Origin of the sequence: Rhizobium sp. K102 (assembly GCF_022385315.1) — a bacterium.
Classification (GTDB): domain Bacteria; phylum Pseudomonadota; class Alphaproteobacteria; order Rhizobiales; family Rhizobiaceae; genus Rhizobium; species Rhizobium croatiense.
The window spans coordinates 357,284-377,478 of record NZ_CP092432.1 but is presented as its reverse complement, the minus strand read 5'-3'; the positions used below and the strand labels follow the sequence as shown (position 1 = coordinate 377,478).

Sequence of the window (20,195 nt, the reverse complement as noted above, 5' to 3'; positions counted from 1 at the left end):
GAAAATTCGCCGCCAAACTTGGAGACATTTAAATGACAAACTCTCTTCCCGCAAAGCTGATGGTTGGTATCTTCGACCATTTGGACGAAGACGGAAGGGAGATTGGGCGCCAGTATGAAGATCGGATGAAGTTGGCAGAGGTCTGCGATCGCCTTGGCTTTTATGGATATCACGTCGCAGAGCACCACTGTACTCCCCACGGCAGAGGACCTTCGCCGAATCTATTTCTAGCAAGCGTAGCTCAGCGCACGCAGCATCTTCGTCTCGGTCCTTTGGTTATGCTGTTGAATCTTTATCATCCGTTACGTGCGTTTGAAGAAATTTGCATGCTGGATCATCTGAGCGGTGGCAGGCTCGAGTTGGGCATGGGGCGCGGCTCCTTACCAATCGAATGGAGCTTTTTCGGTATTGATGAGGAGGTGGCGACATCGCGCTATCTCGAAGCCAGCGAGATCGTCATCCAAGCGATGAAGGAAGGAGCTCAGGCTCTTTCCTACAAAGGCGACCACTTTGAACTAGACAAAGTCCCGTTGATGTTGCGGCCACACCAACGTCCTCAGCCTCCGAGATGGATTACAACCAGTCGTCCTGAGGTTGCGCGCTGGGCGGCTGAGAACGATACAAATCTTGCCTGCGGGGGCCCTGCTTCTGCTGTTCGCCAGATCACTGATGCCTACCGAGCACACGAGAGACGTACCGCCGGGGGCAGGAAACGGGCGCCGTTCCTTGGGTTGGTCCGAATGGTGGTGGCCGGCAGCACGACGAAGCATGCCATTTCGCTCGCGGCCCCGGCTTATCAACGGTGGCTTCGGAGCTTTAGGTTTCTGTACGAGATTAACGGGATACAGACTCCTCAGAACCTCCCGCCGGATTTTGATGCAGCAGTAGACTGTCAGTTGTGCGTAGTTGGTACTGCTGCTTCAGTTAGGCAAGATCTTCTCGATCATGTCGAGGAAGCAGGTGCTAATTATCTTCTTTGCCAGCTGGCGTTTGGTGATTTGCCATTGGAGGCTTCCTATTACACTGCAACGAGCGTTCACTCTGGAGTTATGGCTTAATCTGGACTGGCCTCAGGTTGCTTTCCGATCACAGAGATTAAGTCTCTGTGGCCGCGCCCTCAAATCGATTGAGGAGCGTCAAGGCGAATTCAGCCATCGCCGTAGGAACAGCCATTGTGGAATGGGCTGCACTATTGGATAGTTAAAAGATATGCGATTTAAGGGCCTCGATCTAAATCTCCTTGTCGCGCTCGATGCACTAATGATTGAGCGCAACCTTACTGCGGCGGCACGTAGCATTAATCTGAGCCAGCCCGCAATGAGTGCAGCTGTCCGCCGGCTCCGCTCCTATTTCCGCGATGAACTATTTACGATGCGTGGTCGTGAGTTCGTTCCAACTCCGCGTGCGGAAGACCTCGCGCCTGCGATTCGTGAGGCTTTACAGCATATTCGGCTCAATATCATACCCTGGGATAAATTTACTCCTGATCAATCAGATCGTCATTTCCGAGTAAGCTTATGCGATTTCGTTACAGTTGTTCTTTTTCAGAAGATACTGGAGCGTCTTGCGCGGGAAGCACCCGGCATTAGTTTTGACTTGCTGCCTCTTACTGACAATCCAGACGAGCTTTTGCGACGCGGCGACGTAGACTTCCTTATTAGCCCACCGCTATTCATGTCGAGCGCGCACCCTAAGATAGATCTATTTCAGGAACGACTGACTTGCGTCGGCTGCAGTAATAACAAACAACTTGAGGAAGCCCTTACTGCCGAGGAGTATTCTTCAATGGGGCACGCGGTAGTTAGGTTCGGTCGGACGCAGCAGCCTACCATAGAAGATTGCTTCTTGCAGGAGCATGGCCTCAAGAGGCGGGTCGAAGTCGTTGTTTCAAGCTTTAGCATGATCCCCGCCGCCCTAATGGGCACCGATCGCATCGCAACCGTTCCGTTACGACTAGTTGGGCTTTTTGAGGACACGATACCATTGCGGATGACTGCGCCCCCGATAGCGCTGCCGACATTCACCGAGGCAGTCCAATGGCCGGTACTTCACGACAAAGATCCGGCAAATATCTGGATGCGAGATATAATGGTTCAGGAGGCAGCGCGATTGCCGTGACCATCCTGAAACCTAGGAAGCTGGGCTGCATTGGGAGCGACGACCCGCGACGCGGCCGATTAGCTGAAGACGGCACCACCTGTGAGTGACCCGCAGGCCATTTTATCGACGAAGCTGAGCGCTACGCCCGTCGCCGATCGGCCGCCCTTCGGACGATTGCGCGACGTGCTGTCTAGCACCTTCGGCGGCAAATCGAAGGGTGCTGGGGGACCACAATTGCTCCGCACCGCAACCCGCCGCTACCGCCGCAAATACAGCAACCCAAAACCGTCGGAGCGAACTCAAAACTGGATAAAACTTGGGGGCAAGGTCAGCGGCCTTCCCCGGATGGATACCTTTGAAAAGCCTCTTTGGTGGCTGTTGAACTTATTCGGGCTCGGGCGGATCTTACTCAAGCAGGAACCTTGGTCAGGAACCGGATTGTTGTAGCAACCCATGTATTTTAGGTGCGTTGGAGGACATCATACGGGAAGCTTCCTCAACCAATATCTCCCTGAACCAGATGCTCCCTGGATCGGCATTATGGAGCGCTGGCCATTGAACAGCTTCTGTGAAGACGGGGAGCGGTAACGGAAGGTTGATGATCCGCAAAGGGAAAGTACTTTCGTAATGCTCGACTAAGCGAAGCGGTAGGTTAGCTATGCGGTTCGTGCCACGCAGGACTGGTGGTATTAAGCTAAACCCTTGCACGACGACCTCCACCCGCCTCTGAATACCATTCTCGAGCAAGAACCAGCCCTCGACCGATGGCTTCAAAAAGCGCCCAAACGCGGCAGCGACGTGTCCCGTGGAGACATATTGCTCGATCGTCAGCGCTGAAGGTAGGTCCACATTTGTCGAACAGGCTACACATACAAACTTCTCTGTGAACAGTTTTGCACTCGGGTGTGCGCCCGAGAGAAAAATTCAGGCACGATGAGGAAGTCGACGTCACCGCGGCTAAGCATCTCGTACGGATCACTATCCAAAGGCAGCAACTCAAAGCTGACTGCGGGCGCTTCTCGAGCAACTCGCTCAATGATTTTATTGAAGTATATCAGCATCATGAAATCGGACAGAACTATTCTAAAGCATCTGTCAGACTTCGACGGGTTAAACGGCTCCCAAGAGATGATTGAGCATTGTACCTGCAAGAGAGTTTCACGCACTGCCGAGGCAAGTCCTTCGGCACGGGGCGTCAGCCGAAGTTCTCGACCATTCATTGTAAACAATTCGTCGCGGAAATAGTCCCGAAGCCTACCAATGGCGGCACTCATTGCTGGTTGACTTAGATTGATACTACGTGCGGCAGCCGTTAGGTTGCGCTCGGTCGTGAGCGCATCCAATGCAACGAGCAGGTTTAGATCAAGGCCCTTGAAACGCATCTTTAGTCACATCCAAACAACGGATATTTTATATCCAAACAATCGATTTTTCCAGTACAGAACCTTCCAGCATAGATCCAATGAAGGTTCGTCAAAAAGGCTTAGGTTAGTTTGGTGATCAATTAAGTAGGCCGCATAGTTACGATAGACGTTATAGTTGCAGATAATCCACTTTAAATATCGAATGGCACCTTAGCAATAGGCGATGTGGAGCGGCGTCACCGAGCGACATGAAATGCTAGTGAACGGATGGGCGGAAGTAGGTTCATCATATCGCGATACCGGAGAGGCTTTGCCGTACGCTGGCTATCGACTGGCGGGCTCCTTCTGTTTGGAAGCATGTTCAAGATATTGGTGGCGTGCCAGTAATTTGTGATGAAAAGATCAACGCGCCTGAAGGCGCTTGAGGAAGAGAACGCCACACTGAAGAGACTGCTCGCCGAGCAGATCCTGGATACGGCCCCACTTCCCGAGCTCCTTAAAAAATAGAAAGGCCCGCCGCCAAGCGCGACGCCGTCGCACGCCAGAAAGCCGTCGTGGGCCTTTCGGAACGAAGTAGGTCGCCCGACTGCCGCCTTGCGTTCTCCGCTATCGAGATGCCGTCATCCGGTCGGCGTCCGCGTTACTCGCCTCGGGATCGTCAAAGCGGTTGCCGTCATTAAAAGCTAAGAATTCGGCCGGACTTGCCTAAATCGTCTTTCATAAGCCTCTATGAAGGCTTCCGGAATCGGGTCGCTAAACAATGGGAAATCAACCGGTTTGCGTAAGCCGGTGCTTGGCCGGATAGTGCCGCCATCGAGCCCCGGCCGCCATCCGGCTCCGAAAAGAAAGCACCATACCGCGCCGCAAGCATCGGGGTCACAGGATTAAGAAGGCTTAGAAATACGGAAACTTCCGCTGCGCTGACTGAGGTATCTGCCCTTGAAAAAGACGCAACGTCGAAAAAGGCGTCTATGGCGTCCATGGCATCCCAGACGCGCAAGTCCTGCACCGCTTCGGAATATCGTTTAACATTGTGGTTCTGCTCGACTGTCAGCTTGTCGGCCGTCAGCGTCTCGTTACATCCGGCGTACTTGCGCAAAGCCGTTTCGAAAGCACGAATTCTAGCCGCGGTCTGAAGCAGCCCCTCGATCAGAAAATCGTTGTCGTTTGCGCCAAATGGCTTGGCGATGCTAGCCAAATAGTAGCGCAGCACGTTCGTGTCGATATCTGCTGCCACCTCGTCAGCCCACACAGCGTGGTCACGGCTAGTAGAAAATTTCGCGCCTTCGAGCTTATAAAAGTCCTGAATTGCATGGTTGTATGGAATCGCATAACCGCGCGAGAACAAACTAGCAGTAACGCCGATCGTGTAATAAAACCGGTTATCCTGACCCATGAAGAATACGAGTCTCGTGCTCGCGTTGCGCATAGTGTCATCGAGATCTGCGCCATTTTGCTTGCAGAGGCGTTCGATTCCTGTCTCATAGCACCACAATCCTTCAAACCAAGTCATTAAAGTTTGGCCTGCCACCTCCACCGGGGAGTTCAAAGTCACACCACGGTCGAAATGCCGCGACATCGGCAATGCCATCAGTTTTGACCGTAGCCAGTCAAGTTCTTTGCGCTTTATGGATTCCGGCCATCCGCTCGCCTCAATGGCGTGATCGAGCCCCGGAGCAAATTTTTCAAGCTCAAAATGAACCTGTCGAATCGGGCGCAAGATAAGGCTCTGGCCGCATGTCGTGTGAATCGGGTTGCGTAGTAGATTGTGTTGCAGCGCCGAGCCGCAATCTTCGCAAAGGTTACTATCTGTTGGCGCGTTACAAGCTGGACACTCTCCGACCGCGAGTGAGTTTGCGGCGAACTCTTCGCACGTCCCGCAATACAGTTGCTCTCCGTCGCGCAGCTCAACGTAGCCGGACGCTCTTAGTTGGTCGTAGATCGCCAAGCTGCGGTCTTTGTGGTCTTCGCTTGAAGTCCTTACAAATACGTCCGGTTCAATATCAACTGACCGCAGACACTGCAGAATTTCTTCAATGTGCATGTGTGCGACGTCATCAACCGGCCTGCCAAGCTTTCGGGCTTTCACCAGCGTGTAAGTGCCATGTTCGTCCGCACCTGTCACGTGATAGGCCGCGTTGCCTACCATGCGGTGGTAGCGTACGAACACGTCGGCGAGAAGGTACACGCCACCTATATGCCCAAGATGCAGCTTGCCGTTCGGGCACGGCGGCGCCGAGCAGGCAAAAAAAGTATGTTGGTTTGCTCTCAATTCAATCCCACCATATCGAAAGGAACTTTAAGCTGGTTTGAGGGCTGCTATTTTTGATCGCGTGTTTTTGGTGCGGCGCTATATAGACCATCGTGTCCCCACTGACTGCGGAGGTTTCTCCATCGGATTGAAACACGCCGCTGCCCGAGATCAATACCCAGAGTTCGTGCTCTGGGTGCGAATGAAGATCGACCGCATCGCCAGGTACCACCTCCACAATCGATGTGCCGAAAGCCGTTGCGACTGCCTGCGGTAGATGCTCAAGTAACCGGCACACCAGAACGCCATACTCCTGGCGCATGATTGAGCGGTCGATCTGTTTCGTATACATGTTTGCCTCTGTCCTCTGCCTTCAATCGCGATAGAAAATGCCGTTCGGCGGCTTGAGCTCGTCGATGTTGGAGACCTTGCCCTCGGGAGGGTTGTAGGCGCGTTTCAGTTTGTTGTATTCGGCCCTCGTTGGCCCACCAGTTGAGGCACGCTGGAACACGAGATAAATCACCCTTCGAGAATTTTCACTTTTGTTGGGCTTTGAGTAATGTGGGGCATAGTCGTCAAAGATGAAAATGTCACCGGCCTTCCACGTTACGGGCTCCCAGGCCAGCCTGTCCGCGACCTCGGGGTACATTACGCCGCCGGCGTCCATTGGGAACACGCCCTTTTTGTGGTTCCCGGGGCTGAAGAAAAGCCCTCCGTTGTCTGGGCCGGAATCGTCGATGCCTATTGCAACAATCGCGTGCACCATCCGGTCTGGTAGCTTATGTGGGATATGGTAGATGTCCTGATGCGGGCGATAGCCGCCGCTGTCGGAGTACTTAAAGATCAGCAACTCTTTGAGCATGCGGGCATCTTCCCCCAGTAACTCTTCGACGATCAACTCGATACGGTGGTCAGCCAGCAGTAAATCACGCACGGGGGCGTTAAATTCGAGGAAGTTCTCGACCTTCGAAATGATCCTCCTACCGACAGTTGTTTTTTCGAACCATATCAGCCATTTGTCTTCACTTGTCTCCCAGCACGAAACATCAGCCACAAGAGCTGAAAGTTTATCTCGGCTTTCTAGATCGAGAAATGACTCAATCCTAATGTATCCAACGTCATCCCATGTTGATTTTTGTTCTTTGGTTAACATGTGTAACTCCTTTTTAGATTTAAAGCCGCCTGGTAAAGCTGCGTCGTGAGCAGGCGCCCCGAGCTGCACTGCACTGGAGTGTTATCTTGCGTTTTGTGTCTCTTGAGCGGGAAGTAAACCTAGGCACCCAAGGATCGGCCGATCTGGGACGTTCAGATAGTATTCACGCCGAAGCAGGCTATTGATGATGCGACCGTTTCGGTAGGCGACGAGCGATAGATTCACACTCTGCAAGCCACTTTGGACTGGGGATCGGTTTTGCAGATATACCTGGCCGGGGGCGTTGTCCTCGAATTGAACGGAGTAATCGTCCTTCACGACCGGCAGACCGCCTTCCATAGAAGCGGAAGCCAATAGGCGATCGATAAACGCTAGCGGGCGAGGCTCGAAACCGGTGGCGAGTACGACCCGATCAGCCACTACAGTCGGTCGCTGACAGGTGCCGTGCGAAGCCAACAGCGCGTGCCAACCGTCCGCATGAGGAGACAACTCCTTCATGACGACTGCGGGTAGCAGTTGAATGACATCGTCAATATTGCCAGTCGCGCTGCGGTGATAGATAGTTTCGTAAATGCGGTTGCTCAATTCTGCTGAAATGCCGTCACTGGTGAGTTTTTCGTCGTCGACAATAGTGCGACGTTTTTTAAGTGGCAGCGAATGAAAGCGCTGGCTGTAAGACGGCGTGTATGACACGTTGATAAAAGAGCTGTCATCCCTCGTGAACAGGTTCCCGCGTGACGTCACCCATGTAATTTTACCGATACCCGGACTGCCCAATAGGTGTTCAACAACCTCCGCACCGCTCTGCCCCCCACCAACGACTAATACGCGTTCACCGATGTCGATTTGTGGCCGATCCAGATAGCTCGCCACATGGTAGACCTTCTCGCCCAGCCAAGGTTTGGCGCATTCGGGAATTGTTGCAACGACACCGACGCCAATCGCAACTGAGCGTGCATGGTAGTGATCTCGAGTCGTCGTCACGCGGTAACCCTCGTCTAATCTGGTTACGTCGGTAACCTCCTCCCCAAACCGGAGTTGTGGCAACTGATGCGCAACCCATTGGAAATACTGTGTGAACTCTCTTCGCGACGTGGTCGCGTCGCACCGGTTTACGAAGCTGTACAGCCGTCCATGCACCGCGAGGTAGTTGAGAAACGAAAACGGACTGGTCGGATCTGCAAGTGTCACACAGTCCTTCAGCGGAGATACCTGCAGGCGACTGTTGGGCAGCAGCAGCCCAGGATGCCAATCGAAGCCGCTTTCCTTTTCGAAAAAGGCAGTGCGCAGCGGCGTCGGACACGCGAGTGCTGCAAGACTAAGATTAAAGGGTCCGATGCCTATACCGATGAGATCCAGCACTTGCATAAACACACTTCCTTTGGTTGGGCGGGCACGTGGGCAGCGATACGGAAATCATTATGAAGGACGTCTGTCTCCTACACCGCCCTCCACAATGTCTGACTGGCGATTGCGATGTTGAGAGCGACCAGACCCGCCATCACGAGCATGGCAACGTCGATGCCATAAACAGCAATTAATGTGCCACCGAGATACGGGAATTCGAACGAACCCACGAAAATAAGCGAGTGTAAAGACTTGGGAGGCCGTTGAGATTGACAGACCACGTTCGCCAGCGAGGTTCACCACCATCGCATTCAAGGTCGAATAAGTGAGACCGTAGCCTATCGCAAAGAGAACGGTGGCGACGACGTACAGCAGCTCGCTTCCCGGGTTCAAAACCAAAAGTCCGATCCCAATCAGTGTCGTCACGAAGAGGGTGAGTGCTAGGCGCCCAAGCGGCAACTTACCGATCATACCCGCGACGGAGAATCGCAATGTGACAGTCGTGACGGTGAATGTCAGAAAGAAGACATTCGGTGAGAGTCCGCGCGTTTCGGCATATATGCTTTAAAACGTGGACAGGCCTGCGAACGTACAAGCACCGATCGCCAACATGACCACCGGCAACACCGTTCTCCCCCACAAAATAGACATGGTCGTCGGATCGGATAAGCGACGGCGCTGGTAGAAAGTTGCGGCTGATGCTGATCTGAACCCTTCAAACTGGACCAATTTTGGTTAGAGTTTTCCGGTGCATTTTCCTGGCTGGGAAAGGGACCAGAAGACGATGAAAGCGTCGCAGTTTTCGGACGCTCAGAAGGCGTTCATTCTGAAGCAAGGTGATGAAGGCGTGTCGGTTGCTGAAATCTGCAGGAAGGCGGGGATCAGCCAGGCGACTTATTTCAACTGGAAGAAAAAATACGCGGGCATGCTGCCACCGGAGATGAAGAGGCTGAAACAGCTCGAGGACGAGAATTCGCGCCTGAAGAAGATCGTCGCGGATCTGACGCTGGACCGCGAGATGTTGCAGGATGTCATCCGCCGAAAGCTCTAAGGCCTGCTCGGAAGCGGGAGATGGTGAAAGGCATGTGCTGCGATTGGGCGATCTCGATCCGACGTGCTTGTGGAGCGTTGAACTTCGATCGATCAACTCACCACTATACCTCTCGCCGTGCTGATCAGGCCGGTCTGGAACGTCGTATTCGCGAGATCTGCGAGATCCGTGTGCGGTACGGCTATCGCCGCGTGCATGTGCTGTTGGAACGCGAGGGTTGGGGCACCAACATCAAGCGAACCTACCGCATTTACAGGGACTTGGGGCTACAGTTGCGGAACAAGACACCGAAGCGGGGGGTAAAAGCCAAGCTTCGCGAGGATCGGCACATGGCCGTCGGACCCAACGACGTCTGGGCGATGGACTTCGTTCACGACCAACTCGCAACGGGTAAGAAACTGCGCGTGCTGACGGTGGTCGACACCTTCTCGCGCTACGTGCCGGTGCTTGATCCACGTCATAGCTATAGAGGCGAAGACGTTGTGCAAACCCTTGAACGGGTGTGCCAAAAAGCCGGCTATCCGAAAACGATCCGTGTCGACCAAGGGACCGAGTTCGTGTCGCGCGACTTGGACCTGTGGGCCTATTCCAAGGGTGTGACGTTGGACTTCTCACGCCCCGGCAAGCCGACTGATAATGCTTTCATCGAAGCGTTCAATGGCCGCTTCCGTGCAGAATGCCTGAACCAGCATTGGTTCCTGACCCTTGCGGATGCCCGCGAAAAGATGGAGGATTGGCGTAGATACTACAATGAGGAAAGACCTCATGGTGCGATCGGCAACAAGGTGCCGATCTCGTTGGTGAATTCGGGAGGCGCAACCAGCCCGCCTCCCTGAATGAAGCCGGAAAACTCTAGCATCCGGTGGTCCAACGTTTGGGAGCGTTTCAAGACCGCCGAGGCTCTAATCGCCGCCGGATGAAAATTCAGTGGCAGGTCATTTGGTCTCGATGTTGCACAAGGAGCCAATTCCAGCGGCCACGAAGTACTTGGTATGCACCCGTGGGAACAACATGGGCGCTTCAATTGAACGGAAACTCAAATTTATGGCTGGCTCTGACAAATTACGGACGATCAGCGATAGTTCGGGTCTCCAGCGGGATTGCAGCATGAGGCCGGCAGTCAATACCAAAGGACATTACTGCGACTTCGCCGAATGCCGGTAATAGACATCCGCCAGAATGTGGTGGTCATGGCGGTAGACTTCGGCCATGATATTATAGAGGCTTGGATCGTGAGCCTCGAAATCTTCTGATGTGGCAATGGTGAGATTGCCTCGGCTGTAAGCCAAGTTCGTATTGAACCAAAATCGCGTGCCCTCGGCCCAATACTCATCGACGTTGTTCTCCATATAGGAACACGCCCAGAGGCCTTTCTCGTAGGCGTGCGAATAGGCACGTTCAACTCGTGCAACGAGATCAGGATCTACCGTGCGCAGCGCGTTGAAAATATTATGTGAGAATTCGTGAACAAGAATGTTCCCGCCGTAATACCGCGTGCCCGGCACGCCCATCAAATTCTCCACAGCTCCCGTCGTGTAGAGCCCGCCCATGCCGCGCGCCCTTTGTGCCCAGTAGTCTCGGGCAGTCATCTTGCCGATCGTGTTGGCGTAATCCCGCCGCTCGTCAGGGGTGAGACGTGGATCATCGGGAAGAGGCTTCTTCCAATCCCGCTGCTCGGGAATATCAGTCGTCGTCTCGTCAATTGCCATGACGCCCACCCGCGCTCCAGCCTGGATTAAAGCATCGCGGACATCACGGCGTTCTGACAACATGTAGAGGACAATGTCACGTGAGATCAATAGTGCCGTGTCTGGAACCTTGTTTGACGAAATAATAGGTATGCCCGCTGCGTCAGCATATTTGGCATAAAATGGATCCAGATTGAGTGATGTCGGTGGGCTGCGAACTATGAAAGTCTCGAAACTCGATACATCAGCCGCGGACAAAGGCGAGTCAGATAAGACATTCTCAGCGCCGCCGAGTCTGCCTGCGGATGCAGCAAGAAGGTACCCACCGCACAACACCATCCCCATCGAGCATACATCCATCATCGTGACCTCTCGTTAACGGCTGTCTTTCGTGAGACGACGCAACAACCGTGCCAGTCACTAAGTATTTCCTCGGGGGCTCATCGGCGCCGCCGGCTCTGTACCAGACCATGTGCGTGACGATCGGCATCCGGTGACCAGGGTATGACGATCACCTCATACCGTTATCTAGGAGAAAATTGCGATCTCGCGGCCGCCTCGCCAGTCCTGGGAGGCGTTTGCTGTGTCCGGGGTCCTAAAAGCTTGCACCGGAAACGCACTGATCTGCGAATCCATTCCTGTACCCATCATCTTCTCCCGAGGTCGGGATCGCCAGGCAAGTATGTCCTCTGGCAATCTTCGCCGATACCCAGCGTGCCGGTCCATGGGCTGCGATAGCCAAAGCGAACCAGGGCGTTTTGCGAGGGGAACCCCTTTCAGATTCAACAGGAGAATGCTGCTGCCTATCGCCGCGTCCCATTTTGTGTGGAATCAGACTGTCGCAAACCGAACATTCCGAAAAAACCCCTCCGCCAGGTCGGGTCGTTCGACGACTTTCGACGCCGGGATAGACCAGCCCGGTTCCGCCGAGGGTTCTAATGTGATCTCGACAATTTGCCTGATTATCGCCGAAAACGTCTTTGGCTTGCTTCTGCCTGAGTAGCGAGCCTCTCAGTCATGGTCAACTTTTCAGTTCAATGTCCTGGATGCCTGATCAAGATGATCCAGCATGATGGACAAGGCGGCATGTTCACGAAGAAGTTGGAGCCCGGCCGCTTCATCTGGCGTCGGCAGCCGATGGCAGGCCGATTGATTGGAACGCATCCATTGGACGGATGAGTTCCATCCAAACAAATGATTTCACCAGCTTATACCAGTGCCATTAGAAGCGCCCCAACGAGTGCGTATCAAGTAGTTGCTCTGTCGACGCCTGGACAGAGTATTAAGTGGAGGTTTAGGTATGAGCCCTCAGGTGCGGTGGAAAGTGTGCTGGGAAAACGAGTTGGAGCTCTCTGACCACACGGAGCTCGCAGATTTCTTTCGGAAGACCTATGGGCCAACTGGAGCTTACAACGCCCTTCCATTCGAAGGTGCTCGTAGTTGGTCAGGAGCTAGGCCCGAGCTTCGCGTAATAGGCTATGATGCGCACGGTGTGGCCGCTCACATGGGGTTGTTGCGTCGTTTCGTTCGGGTTGGCGAGGTCGATCTACTCGTATGCGAGCTTGGATTGTGGGGCGTGCGTCCAGATCTTGAGGGGTACGGCATTAATTCGATGCGCATTGTTTACCCAGTGCTGCAGCAACTTGGCGTTCGGTTTGCGTTCGGCGGTGTTCGGCAGGCGTTGCGCAACCTTGTTCTCAGGCTCTGCCGAAATGGTCTTGCGACGGTTTTGGAAGGGGTACGCGTGCGATCCACCCTTGCCGATGTTTATCTCAACCTCCCGCCGACGCGCTGTGAAAACGTAATTTTGGTAGTATTCCCAATAGGATGCTCAATGAGTGATTGGCCATCGGGGACCTTGATCGAGCGGAATGGCCCTGAGCTATGAAAGAGCATGGTCCCATAGCTGAAGTTATCCGAAGAGACGGTGGCGGCCCAGTGATCGGTGCGTCTATTTAACCCTCGATGACGGACCGACCCACACGATGACACATCCCGCACCTTTCGATCTGCGAACGCTTAGACGTCAAGCGTGAGATATTCGAGACAAGCAGGACCATCAGGAACATATGCCCCGAAGCCTCGGTACCGCAATCCGGGCACCTGGTGGAAGTATGAACATCATCGGCTAATGCCGTATTTTTGCGCGCTCGCGGGTTCACGATCCGCGCTCCTCGTTCGACCCGCTAACTGACGCCACTGCCGCAGAGCACGGCATCGGAGCCTGCGCACAAGCGCACTGCCGACCATACTGCGATGGCCGACAACCCAGATCTTCTTGTTGGACAAGTCGTACACTCAGAGCTCTTCCCGGCTGTTCAGGGCCTTCCAGTGCTTGACATCCTCGCGCACCATCTCGGCGACGAGCTCCTGAACCGGGGCCTTGTGTTGCCAGCCCAGCTTCTGGCGGGCCTTGGTCGGATCACCGGCAGAAGATCAACTTCCGTCGGGCGGAGGTATCGAGGATCGACTTCAACAAGGCAGGCACCGGACGCGGAGTCGTAGCCAGTCGACGCCGGACGCCTTCCATTCCAAAGTAATGTTCAAGTCGGCAAAAGCCCGCTCGAGAAATTGGCCGACACTCGTCGTCTCGCCGGTCGCCAAGACGTGGCCATCCGGTTTGTCCTGCTGCAGCATGCGCGACATGCCCTCGACATACTCACGTGCGTGGCCCCAGTCGTAGCTCCTGGCGCTGTTTTTGGCCAGCTGTCGGGCGCGGCGGGCCTGCGCGATCGAAGTTGGCTTGTTCAGCCACAAGGCGAAGCTCTATCACTGGGCGCTCGCAGCGTCTCCCGTGCGATACGCCATTTCTCTCTTGGCTACAGGGATGTGCGATTGTCTCCTGTTTTCAAAGCTCTTTGTCCTGCTGATGGTCGCGGTCGCGCTGGCGCGCGGTCGACCTAGACATGTCCTGCGATTGATGAATCGATTGTGAGGTGACGAGAGCGACCGAAGCTGATTCAACATCCACAGCGGAGAGGTGGATGATGGGACAGGCCCTGAGCGATGATCTCCTAATACGGGTTTTGAAAGCGTCTGCGGCGGGCATGTCGGCTCGACAGGCTGCGGCTCGTTTCGGAGTTGGGATTTCGACGGCGATCCGCTGGATTGAAGAGCGAAAGAGGGTGAGTTAACTGCTCTGCCACAGAGCTGGAGACGACCTTCGGCAGTGGATGCACACGAGGAATTCGTTGTCGCGTTGATCAACGAGCGTAGGGATGTGACGCTCGATGAGATGGTTGAGCGCTTGTCCGTCGAGCGGCAGGTGAAGATCAGCCGCAGCGCACTTGGCGCCTGGCTTCGAGGCCGTGGGTGGACCTTTAAAAAAAGACCGCACACGCACTGGAGCAGGACCGACCGGACGTCCTGAAGCGCCGGCGCGCCTGGTTCGATGGTCAATTGGACCTCGATCCGGAGAAACTGATCTTCATCGACGAAACCGGCCTCTCGACCAAGATGTCACGTCTGCGCGGACGTCCATTGCGAGGTGAGCGTTTGCCGTGCCGGCGTGCCGCACGGCCATTGGAAAACAACGACTTTCACCGGTGCGTTGCGCCTCAGCGGAATGACCGCCCCATTCGTCTACGATGGCGCGATGAACGGCAACGTCTTCCTTGCGTATGTCGAACAGGTGCTGGTGCCGCCCCTGGAGATCGGCGACGTCGTCATTATGGATAACCTGCCTGCACACAAGATAGCCGGTGTCCGCGATGCCATCGAACGTGCCGGCGCCAAGCTCATGTTCCTGCCGCCCTATAGTCCGGACTTCAATCCAATCGAGAACGCATTCTCGAAGCTGAAAGCCATGTTGCGAGGCCGAGCCGAGCGAAAGATCGATGCTCTATGGGATGCGGTCGGGGCCTTGATACCTCGCTTCACTGCGGCAGAATGCGCAAACTACCTTAAGGCCGCTGGATATGACCCAGATTGAGCAGGATTTGCTCTAGCGGTGCAAGTGATGCCATCACGACACCGTCTGTCGGCTTTGTCTGATCGGCGACATTAGGTTTGTTTGGCAGTTTCCTGTGGTGGTTCGGAGTAACTTTCTGAAACCCAACAAAAGGATCTTTCCTTTGGCTCGATCGGCCCACATGGCACGGGTTTTGAAGATTGCCATGCGAGGCGGCGCGAGCTGCCTGCCTTTTACTCAGCGATGGATGGAACGAAAGAAGGAAGGCGATATGTCAGATTTGCGTCAAATCGCATTTTACGGCAAAGGGGGGATCGGCAAGTCCACCACCTCCCAAAATACGCTCGCAGCGCTTGTCGACCTCGGGCAGAAGATCCTGATCGTCGGATGCGACCCGAAAGCCAACTCCACCCGGCTGATCCTGAACGCCAAAGCACAGGACACGGTTCTGCATCTGGCAGCGCAGGAAGGTTCGGTGGAAGACCTTGAGCTCGAGGACGTGCTCAAGGCCGGCTACAAAGGCATCAAGTGCGTGGAGTCCGGCGGTCCGGAACCGGGCGTCGGCTGCGCCGGGCGCGGCGTCATCACCTCGATCAATTTCCTTGAAGAGAACGGTGCATATGACGATGTCGACTACGTCTCCTATGACGTGCTCGGCGATGTGGTGTGCGGTGGCTTTGCGATGCCGATCCGTGAGAACAAGGCCCAGGAGATCTACATCGTGATGTCCGGCGAGATGATGGCGCTCTATGCCGCCAACAACATCGCCAAGGGCATCCTGAAATATGCCCATTCCGGCGGCGTGCGGCTCGGCGGCCTGATCTGTAACGAGCGCCAGACGGACCGCGAGCTCGACCTCTCCGAGGCGCTGGCTGCCAGGCTCAATTCCAAGCTCATCCACTTTGTGCCGCGTGACAACATCGTCCAGCACGCCGAGCTCAGGAAGATGACGGTGATCCAGTACGCGCCGGAACTCCAAGCAGGCCGGGGAATATCGGGCGCTAGCCGAGAAGATCCATGCCAATTCGGGCCAAGGGACCATTCCGACCCCGATTACCATGGAAGAGCTCGAAGACATGCTGCTCGACTTCGGCATCATGAAGAGCGACGAGCAGATGCTGGCCGAACTACAGGCCAAGGAGTCAGCGGTGGTTGCGGCTCAATAACTGCCGCTGTCGACAGGACGCGCTGGCCCTTGCGCCAGCGCGTCCTTCCAAGAAAGCCGCTTCGGCGACGACGACCTAACCCGAACCTTGAAAGGGGGCAGGGGCCCATGAGCCTTGATTACGAGAATGACAGCGTTTTGCATGAACAGCTCATTGCGGAAGTATTAGCGCAATATCCAGACAAGGCGGCGAAGCGCCGCAAGAAGCACCTCAGCGTCGCAACGAGCGGCGACGAGCCTGGCGATGAGCCGAAGGCCCTTTCCGAATGCGACGTCAAATCGAACATCAAGTCCATTCCGGGCGTGATGACGATCCGCGGCTGCGCCTATGCCGGTTCCAAAGGCGTGGTATGGGGGCCGGTCAAGGACATGGTCCACATCTCGCACGGGCCGGTCGGTTGCGGTCATTATTCCTGGTCGCAACGCCGCAACTACTACGTCGGCCTGACGGGCATCGACACGTTCGTGACGCTGCAGTTCACCTCAGACTTCCAGGAAAAGGACATCGTGTTCGGCGGCGACAAGAAGCTTGAACAGGTCATCGACGAGATCGAGGAGCTTTTCCCCTCAACAACGGCATCAGCGTGCAGTCGGAATGCCCGATCGGGCTGATTGGCGACGACATTGAGGCGGTGTCGCGCAAGAAGGCCAAGGAGCACGAAAAGACGATCGTGCCGGTACGCTGCGAGGGCTTCCGCGGCGTCTCGCAATCGCTCGGCCACCACATCGCCAACGACGCCATCCGTGACTGGGTTTTCGACAAGAACGAAGTCGAGTTTGAGACCGGCCCTTACGATGTCAACGTCGTCGGCGACTACAATATCGGTGGCGACGCGTGGGCTACGCGCATTCTATTGGAGGAGGTGGGGCTGCGCGTGGTCGGCAACTGGTCGGGTGATGCCACGCTCGCTGAGGTCGAGCGCGCGCCAAAGGCCAAGCTGAACCTCATCCACTGCTACCGCTCGATGAACTACATCTGTCGGCACATGGAGGAAAAATACGGCATCCCGTGGATGGAATACAATTTCTTTGGTCCGTCCCAGATCGAAACCTCCCTGCGCGAAATAGCCAAGCACTTCGGTCCGGAAATCGTCGACAAGACCGAGGCTGTCATCACCAAGTACCGGCCCCTGGTCGATGCTGTCGTCGACAAGTACCGGCCGCGCCTCGAAGGCAAGACGGTGATGCTCTATGTCGGCGGCCTGCGTCCTCGCCACGTCATCACGGCCTATGAGGACCTCGGCATGCGGATCGTCGGCACCGGCTACGAGTTCGCCCACAACGACGACTATCAGCGCACCGGCCATTATGTGAACAAGGGTACGCTGATCTATGACGACGTGACCGGTTACGAGCTGGAAAAGTTCATCGAAGGCATCCGCCCCGACCTTGTTGGGTCCGGCATTAAAGAGAAGTATCCGGTGCAGAAGATGGGCATCCCCTTCCGCCAGATGCACTCCTGGGATTATTCCGGCCCGTATCACGGCTATGACGGCTTCGCCATATTCGCCCGCGACATGGATCTGGCCATCAATAATCCGGTGTGGGATCTCTACGACGTCCCCTGGAAAAAAGAGGCCGCGCCAGCTGAGGCGGTTGCGGCCGAATGAGAGCCTGGCCTGTCTTGGGAAGGGGCAGGCCAGGCTCTTCCTATCGGACTTGATCCGCACTCGTGACAGATGACATCCCATTGCCGCCACCGGTGCGGCGCGATGAAAAGAAAGGTGCTTACTATGCCGCAGTCGGCGGAAAAAGTTCTCGACCATGCTCCCCTGTTCCGCGAGCCGGAATACAGGCAGATGCTCGCCGAGAAGAAAGCCAATTTCGAATGCCCCCACCCGGATCAGGTCGTTGCCGATCAAAACGACTTCACGAAGACCTGGGAGTATCGCGAAAAGAACCTGGGCCGCGAAGCCCTGGTCGTGAACCCGGCCAAAGCCTGCCAGCCGCTCGGTGCCGTCTTCGCAGCCGCAGGCTTTGAGCAAACGATGTCCTTCGTCCATGGCAGCCAGGGCTGCGTCGCTTATTACCGTTCGCATCTGTCGCGTCACTTCAAGGAGCCTTCATCGGCGGTCTCGTCCTCGATGACGGAGGACGCGGCAGTGTTCGGCGGGTTGAAGAACATGGTCGACGGGCTCGCCAATACATACAAGCTCTACGATCCGAAGATGATCGCCGTCTCGACCACCTGCATGGCCGAAGTCATTGGAGACGACCTCCACGGCTTCATCGAAAACGCAAAGAACGAAGGGTCGGTCCCGCACGACTTCGATGTTCCTTTCGCCCACACGCCTGCCTTCGTCGGCAGCCACGTCGATGGCTATGACGGCATGATCAAGGGCATTCTGGAGAACTTCTGGAAAGGCAACGAGCGGAAGGAGGTTGCTCAAGCCATCAACATCATTCCCGGCTTCGACGGCTTCTGCGTCGGCAACAACCGCGAACTGAAGCGCCTGCTCGACATGATGGGCGTATCCTACATCTTCATCCAGGATGCCTCCGACCAGTTCGACACGCCGTCTGACGGTACGTACCGCATGTATGACGGCGGCACGAAGATCGAGGACTTGAAAACGGCGTTGAATGCCGAAGCGACCCTGTCGCTGCAGCACTATAACACGCGCAAAACGCTGGAATATTGCAAGGAGGTCGGTCAGGTTACGGCTTCGTTCCATTATCCGCTGGGTGTTCAGGCGACCGACGAATTCCTGATGAAGGTCTCGGAGATTACCGGCAAGGAAATTCCTCCGGCAATCGGCCTGGAACGCGGCCGTCTCGTCGACGCTATGGCAGATAGCCAAGCCTGGCTGCACGGGAAGAAATACGCGATCTACGGCGATCCTGACTTCGTCTACGCCGTTGCCCGGTTCGTCTTGGAAACCGGCGGTGAGCCGACCCACTGCCTTGCTACCAACGGCACGTCGGCCTGGGAAGCCGAGATGAAGGCGTTGCTCGCATCCTCGCCCTTCGGCAAGGATGCCCAGGTCTGGGCGGGCAAGGACCTGTGGGCGTTGCGCTCGCTGCTCTTTACCGAGCCGGTTGATCTTATGATCGGCAATTCCTATGGCAAGTATCTCGAGCGCGACACCGGCACCCCATTGATCCGGCTGACCTTTCCGATATTCGACCGGCACCATCACCACCGTTTCCCGCTCATGGGCTACCAAGGCGGCCTGCGCGTCCTGACGACGATCCTCGACAAGATCTTCGACAAGCTCGATCGCGAGACGAGCGAGCCGGGTGTGACGGACTATTCTTACGACCTGACCCGCTAGGAGCGGCGGCGGTCGGCCTTGTGAGGCCGGCCGCCTTCATCTGAACTTGGAGACCGCAATGCCCTTGCTCAATGCTAAAGTCCAGGATGTCTTCGACGAGCCTGCCTGCGAGAAGAACCGCAGCAAGGATTCCAAGGCGCGCAAAAACGGCTGTTCGAAGCCGCTGATCCCGGGGCGGCAGCCGGCGGATGCGCTTTCGATGGCGCCAAGATCGTGCTGCAGCCGATCACCGACGTCGCGCACCTGATCCATGGGCCTCTCGGCTGTGAGGGCAATTCCTGGGACAATCGCGGATCGGCTTCCTCAGGTCCAACGCTCTGGCGCACGAGCTTCACGGCGCTGACCGAAGCAGGCGCCATTGAAAAGAAGCCTTTCGATGAGGAGGACTAAGAAATGGGTACATTGACAGGAAGTACGAATGGCCCTGCTGTCAACGAAGATGGGGATCTCGCCACCCCTTTTCTCAGATGCCTGATAAGGCTCATCCGCGCTCAGGATGCCCATGGGGCGTGGGAAGGCAAATCGGACGCTGACCTGCTGGCCGACTTCATCCTCACCAAGGAGCAGCGCCGTAAGATCCCGATCATAGGCGATCCGGATCCTGATGTGCTGTGGAGGCTACAGAATTTTTACAGTTGCGTGGGGCTTGTGATCGAAGAGTGCACAGGCCTGTTGGCATCGCCGATCATGACGATCGGCCATGAGGGCTTCGGCCGCTTGCTTTTCACGACTGGACGGTTGGTCGTTCTGTCGAAGACCCTGCGCGATGTCCACCGGTTCGGCTTTGAGACGCTAGGCAAGCTCGCCGAGACCGGCACGAAAATGGTCGATGACGCTATTGAAGTTATCGAAACCTATCCCGACGTGGCGCGGGCATCATGAAATCAATTT

12 protein-coding genes and 8 pseudogenes are annotated in these 20,195 nt (G+C 55.8%); 12 read left to right on the top strand and 8 right to left on the bottom strand.

What is annotated here, in order from left to right; genetic code table 11:
* Positions 1-32 precede the first annotated feature (32 nt).
* The 3 genes from MHI61_RS01820 (at position 33) to MHI61_RS01810 (ending at position 2,547) form a co-directional block, all read left to right on the top strand.
* Entirely contained in the window at positions 33-1,058 is a 1,026-nt protein-coding gene (locus MHI61_RS01820) for an LLM class flavin-dependent oxidoreductase (protein ID WP_011053483.1), read from the top strand.
* 151 nt (positions 1,059-1,209) lie between these two features.
* The gene (nodD3, locus tag MHI61_RS01815; protein ID WP_004677763.1) at positions 1,210-2,118 is read left to right on the top strand and encodes a transcriptional regulator NodD3; all 909 of its coding nucleotides are present in this window, start codon (positions 1,210-1,212) and stop codon (positions 2,116-2,118) included.
* An 81-nt stretch (positions 2,119-2,199) separates the two neighbouring features.
* A complete protein-coding gene (locus MHI61_RS01810) occupies positions 2,200-2,547 on the top strand; it encodes a hypothetical protein (protein WP_012489591.1) in 348 nt (115 codons plus the stop codon).
* Here MHI61_RS01810 and nodD2 read toward each other — a convergent pair.
* Positions 2,527-3,482 (bottom strand): annotated as a pseudogene (gene nodD2, locus MHI61_RS01805) (transcriptional regulator NodD2). The gene MHI61_RS01810 and the pseudogene nodD2 sit on opposite strands and share 21 nt — an antisense overlap.
* 384 nt (positions 3,483-3,866) lie before the next feature.
* Here nodD2 and MHI61_RS01800 point away from each other — a divergent pair.
* Positions 3,867-4,036: pseudogene (locus MHI61_RS01800) on the top strand (IS3 family transposase); the annotation flags it as partial.
* Between the two features lie 155 nt (positions 4,037-4,191).
* Here MHI61_RS01800 and MHI61_RS01795 read toward each other — a convergent pair.
* The 4 genes from MHI61_RS01795 to MHI61_RS01780 form a co-directional block, all read right to left on the bottom strand.
* On the bottom strand, positions 4,192-5,736 hold the full coding sequence (locus tag MHI61_RS01795) for a class I tRNA ligase family protein (protein ID WP_239789236.1): 1,545 nt from the start codon (positions 5,734-5,736) through the stop codon (positions 4,192-4,194).
* Between the two features lies 1 nt (position 5,737).
* Positions 5,738-6,067, bottom strand: coding sequence for a cupin domain-containing protein (locus tag MHI61_RS01790; RefSeq protein WP_004677772.1), 330 nt, complete (start codon positions 6,065-6,067; stop codon positions 5,738-5,740).
* A 21-nt stretch (positions 6,068-6,088) separates the two neighbouring features.
* On the bottom strand, positions 6,089-6,868 hold the full coding sequence (locus MHI61_RS01785) for a phytanoyl-CoA dioxygenase family protein (protein ID WP_239789235.1): 780 nt from the start codon (positions 6,866-6,868) through the stop codon (positions 6,089-6,091).
* An 81-nt stretch (positions 6,869-6,949) separates the two neighbouring features.
* On the bottom strand, positions 6,950-8,236 hold the full coding sequence (locus tag MHI61_RS01780; RefSeq protein WP_010009012.1) for a SidA/IucD/PvdA family monooxygenase: 1,287 nt from the start codon (positions 8,234-8,236) through the stop codon (positions 6,950-6,952).
* A 763-nt stretch (positions 8,237-8,999) separates the two neighbouring features.
* On the opposite strand from MHI61_RS01780, the gene MHI61_RS01775 reads away from it, so the two are divergent.
* A protein-coding gene (locus tag MHI61_RS01775) for an IS3-like element ISRel21 family transposase (protein ID WP_085994809.1) occupies positions 9,000-10,102 on the top strand; the annotation gives its coding sequence in 2 pieces (ribosomal slippage) (positions 9,000-9,261 and positions 9,261-10,102; 1,104 coding nt in all).
* 300 nt (positions 10,103-10,402) lie between these two features.
* On the opposite strand, the gene MHI61_RS01770 is transcribed toward MHI61_RS01775, so the two are convergent.
* Together MHI61_RS01770 and MHI61_RS01765 are read right to left on the bottom strand one after the other, a co-directional pair.
* Complete coding sequence (locus MHI61_RS01770; RefSeq protein ID WP_010034735.1) at positions 10,403-11,317, bottom strand: hypothetical protein; 915 nt, start codon at positions 11,315-11,317, stop codon at positions 10,403-10,405.
* Positions 11,318-11,381: 64 nt separating this feature from the next.
* Positions 11,382-11,590: pseudogene (locus tag MHI61_RS01765) on the bottom strand (insulinase family protein); the annotation flags it as partial.
* Between the two features lie 664 nt (positions 11,591-12,254).
* Here MHI61_RS01765 and nodA point away from each other — a divergent pair.
* Positions 12,255-12,842, top strand: coding sequence for a nodulation N-acyltransferase NodA (gene nodA / locus MHI61_RS01760; protein WP_004679687.1), 588 nt, complete (start codon positions 12,255-12,257; stop codon positions 12,840-12,842).
* A gap of 410 nt (positions 12,843-13,252) precedes the next feature.
* Here nodA and MHI61_RS01755 read toward each other — a convergent pair.
* Positions 13,253-13,633: pseudogene (locus MHI61_RS01755) on the bottom strand (GDP-mannose 4,6-dehydratase); the annotation flags it as partial.
* A 308-nt stretch (positions 13,634-13,941) separates the two neighbouring features.
* Here MHI61_RS01755 and MHI61_RS01750 point away from each other — a divergent pair.
* From MHI61_RS01750 to MHI61_RS01725, 6 genes and pseudogenes are all read left to right on the top strand, one after another.
* Positions 13,942-14,885: pseudogene (locus MHI61_RS01750) on the top strand (IS630 family transposase).
* Positions 14,886-15,135: 250 nt separating this feature from the next.
* A pseudogene (gene nifH / locus MHI61_RS01745) lies at positions 15,136-16,030 on the top strand (nitrogenase iron protein).
* A 107-nt stretch (positions 16,031-16,137) separates the two neighbouring features.
* Positions 16,138-17,639: pseudogene (gene nifD / locus MHI61_RS01740) on the top strand (nitrogenase molybdenum-iron protein alpha chain).
* A 123-nt stretch (positions 17,640-17,762) separates the two neighbouring features.
* Positions 17,763-19,304 carry a nitrogenase molybdenum-iron protein subunit beta gene (gene nifK / locus MHI61_RS01735; RefSeq protein WP_004677342.1) on the top strand — a complete coding sequence of 514 codons (1,542 nt, stop codon included), beginning with the start codon at positions 17,763-17,765 and terminating at the stop codon, positions 19,302-19,304.
* A gap of 58 nt (positions 19,305-19,362) precedes the next feature.
* Positions 19,363-19,640 (top strand): annotated as a pseudogene (locus MHI61_RS01730) (nitrogenase component 1); the annotation flags it as partial.
* Positions 19,641-19,697: 57 nt separating this feature from the next.
* Positions 19,698-20,186: a NifX-associated nitrogen fixation protein gene (locus MHI61_RS01725; protein WP_004679071.1), complete on the top strand. Its 489-nt coding sequence runs from the start codon at positions 19,698-19,700 to the stop codon at positions 20,184-20,186.
* Positions 20,187-20,195 lie beyond the last annotated feature (9 nt).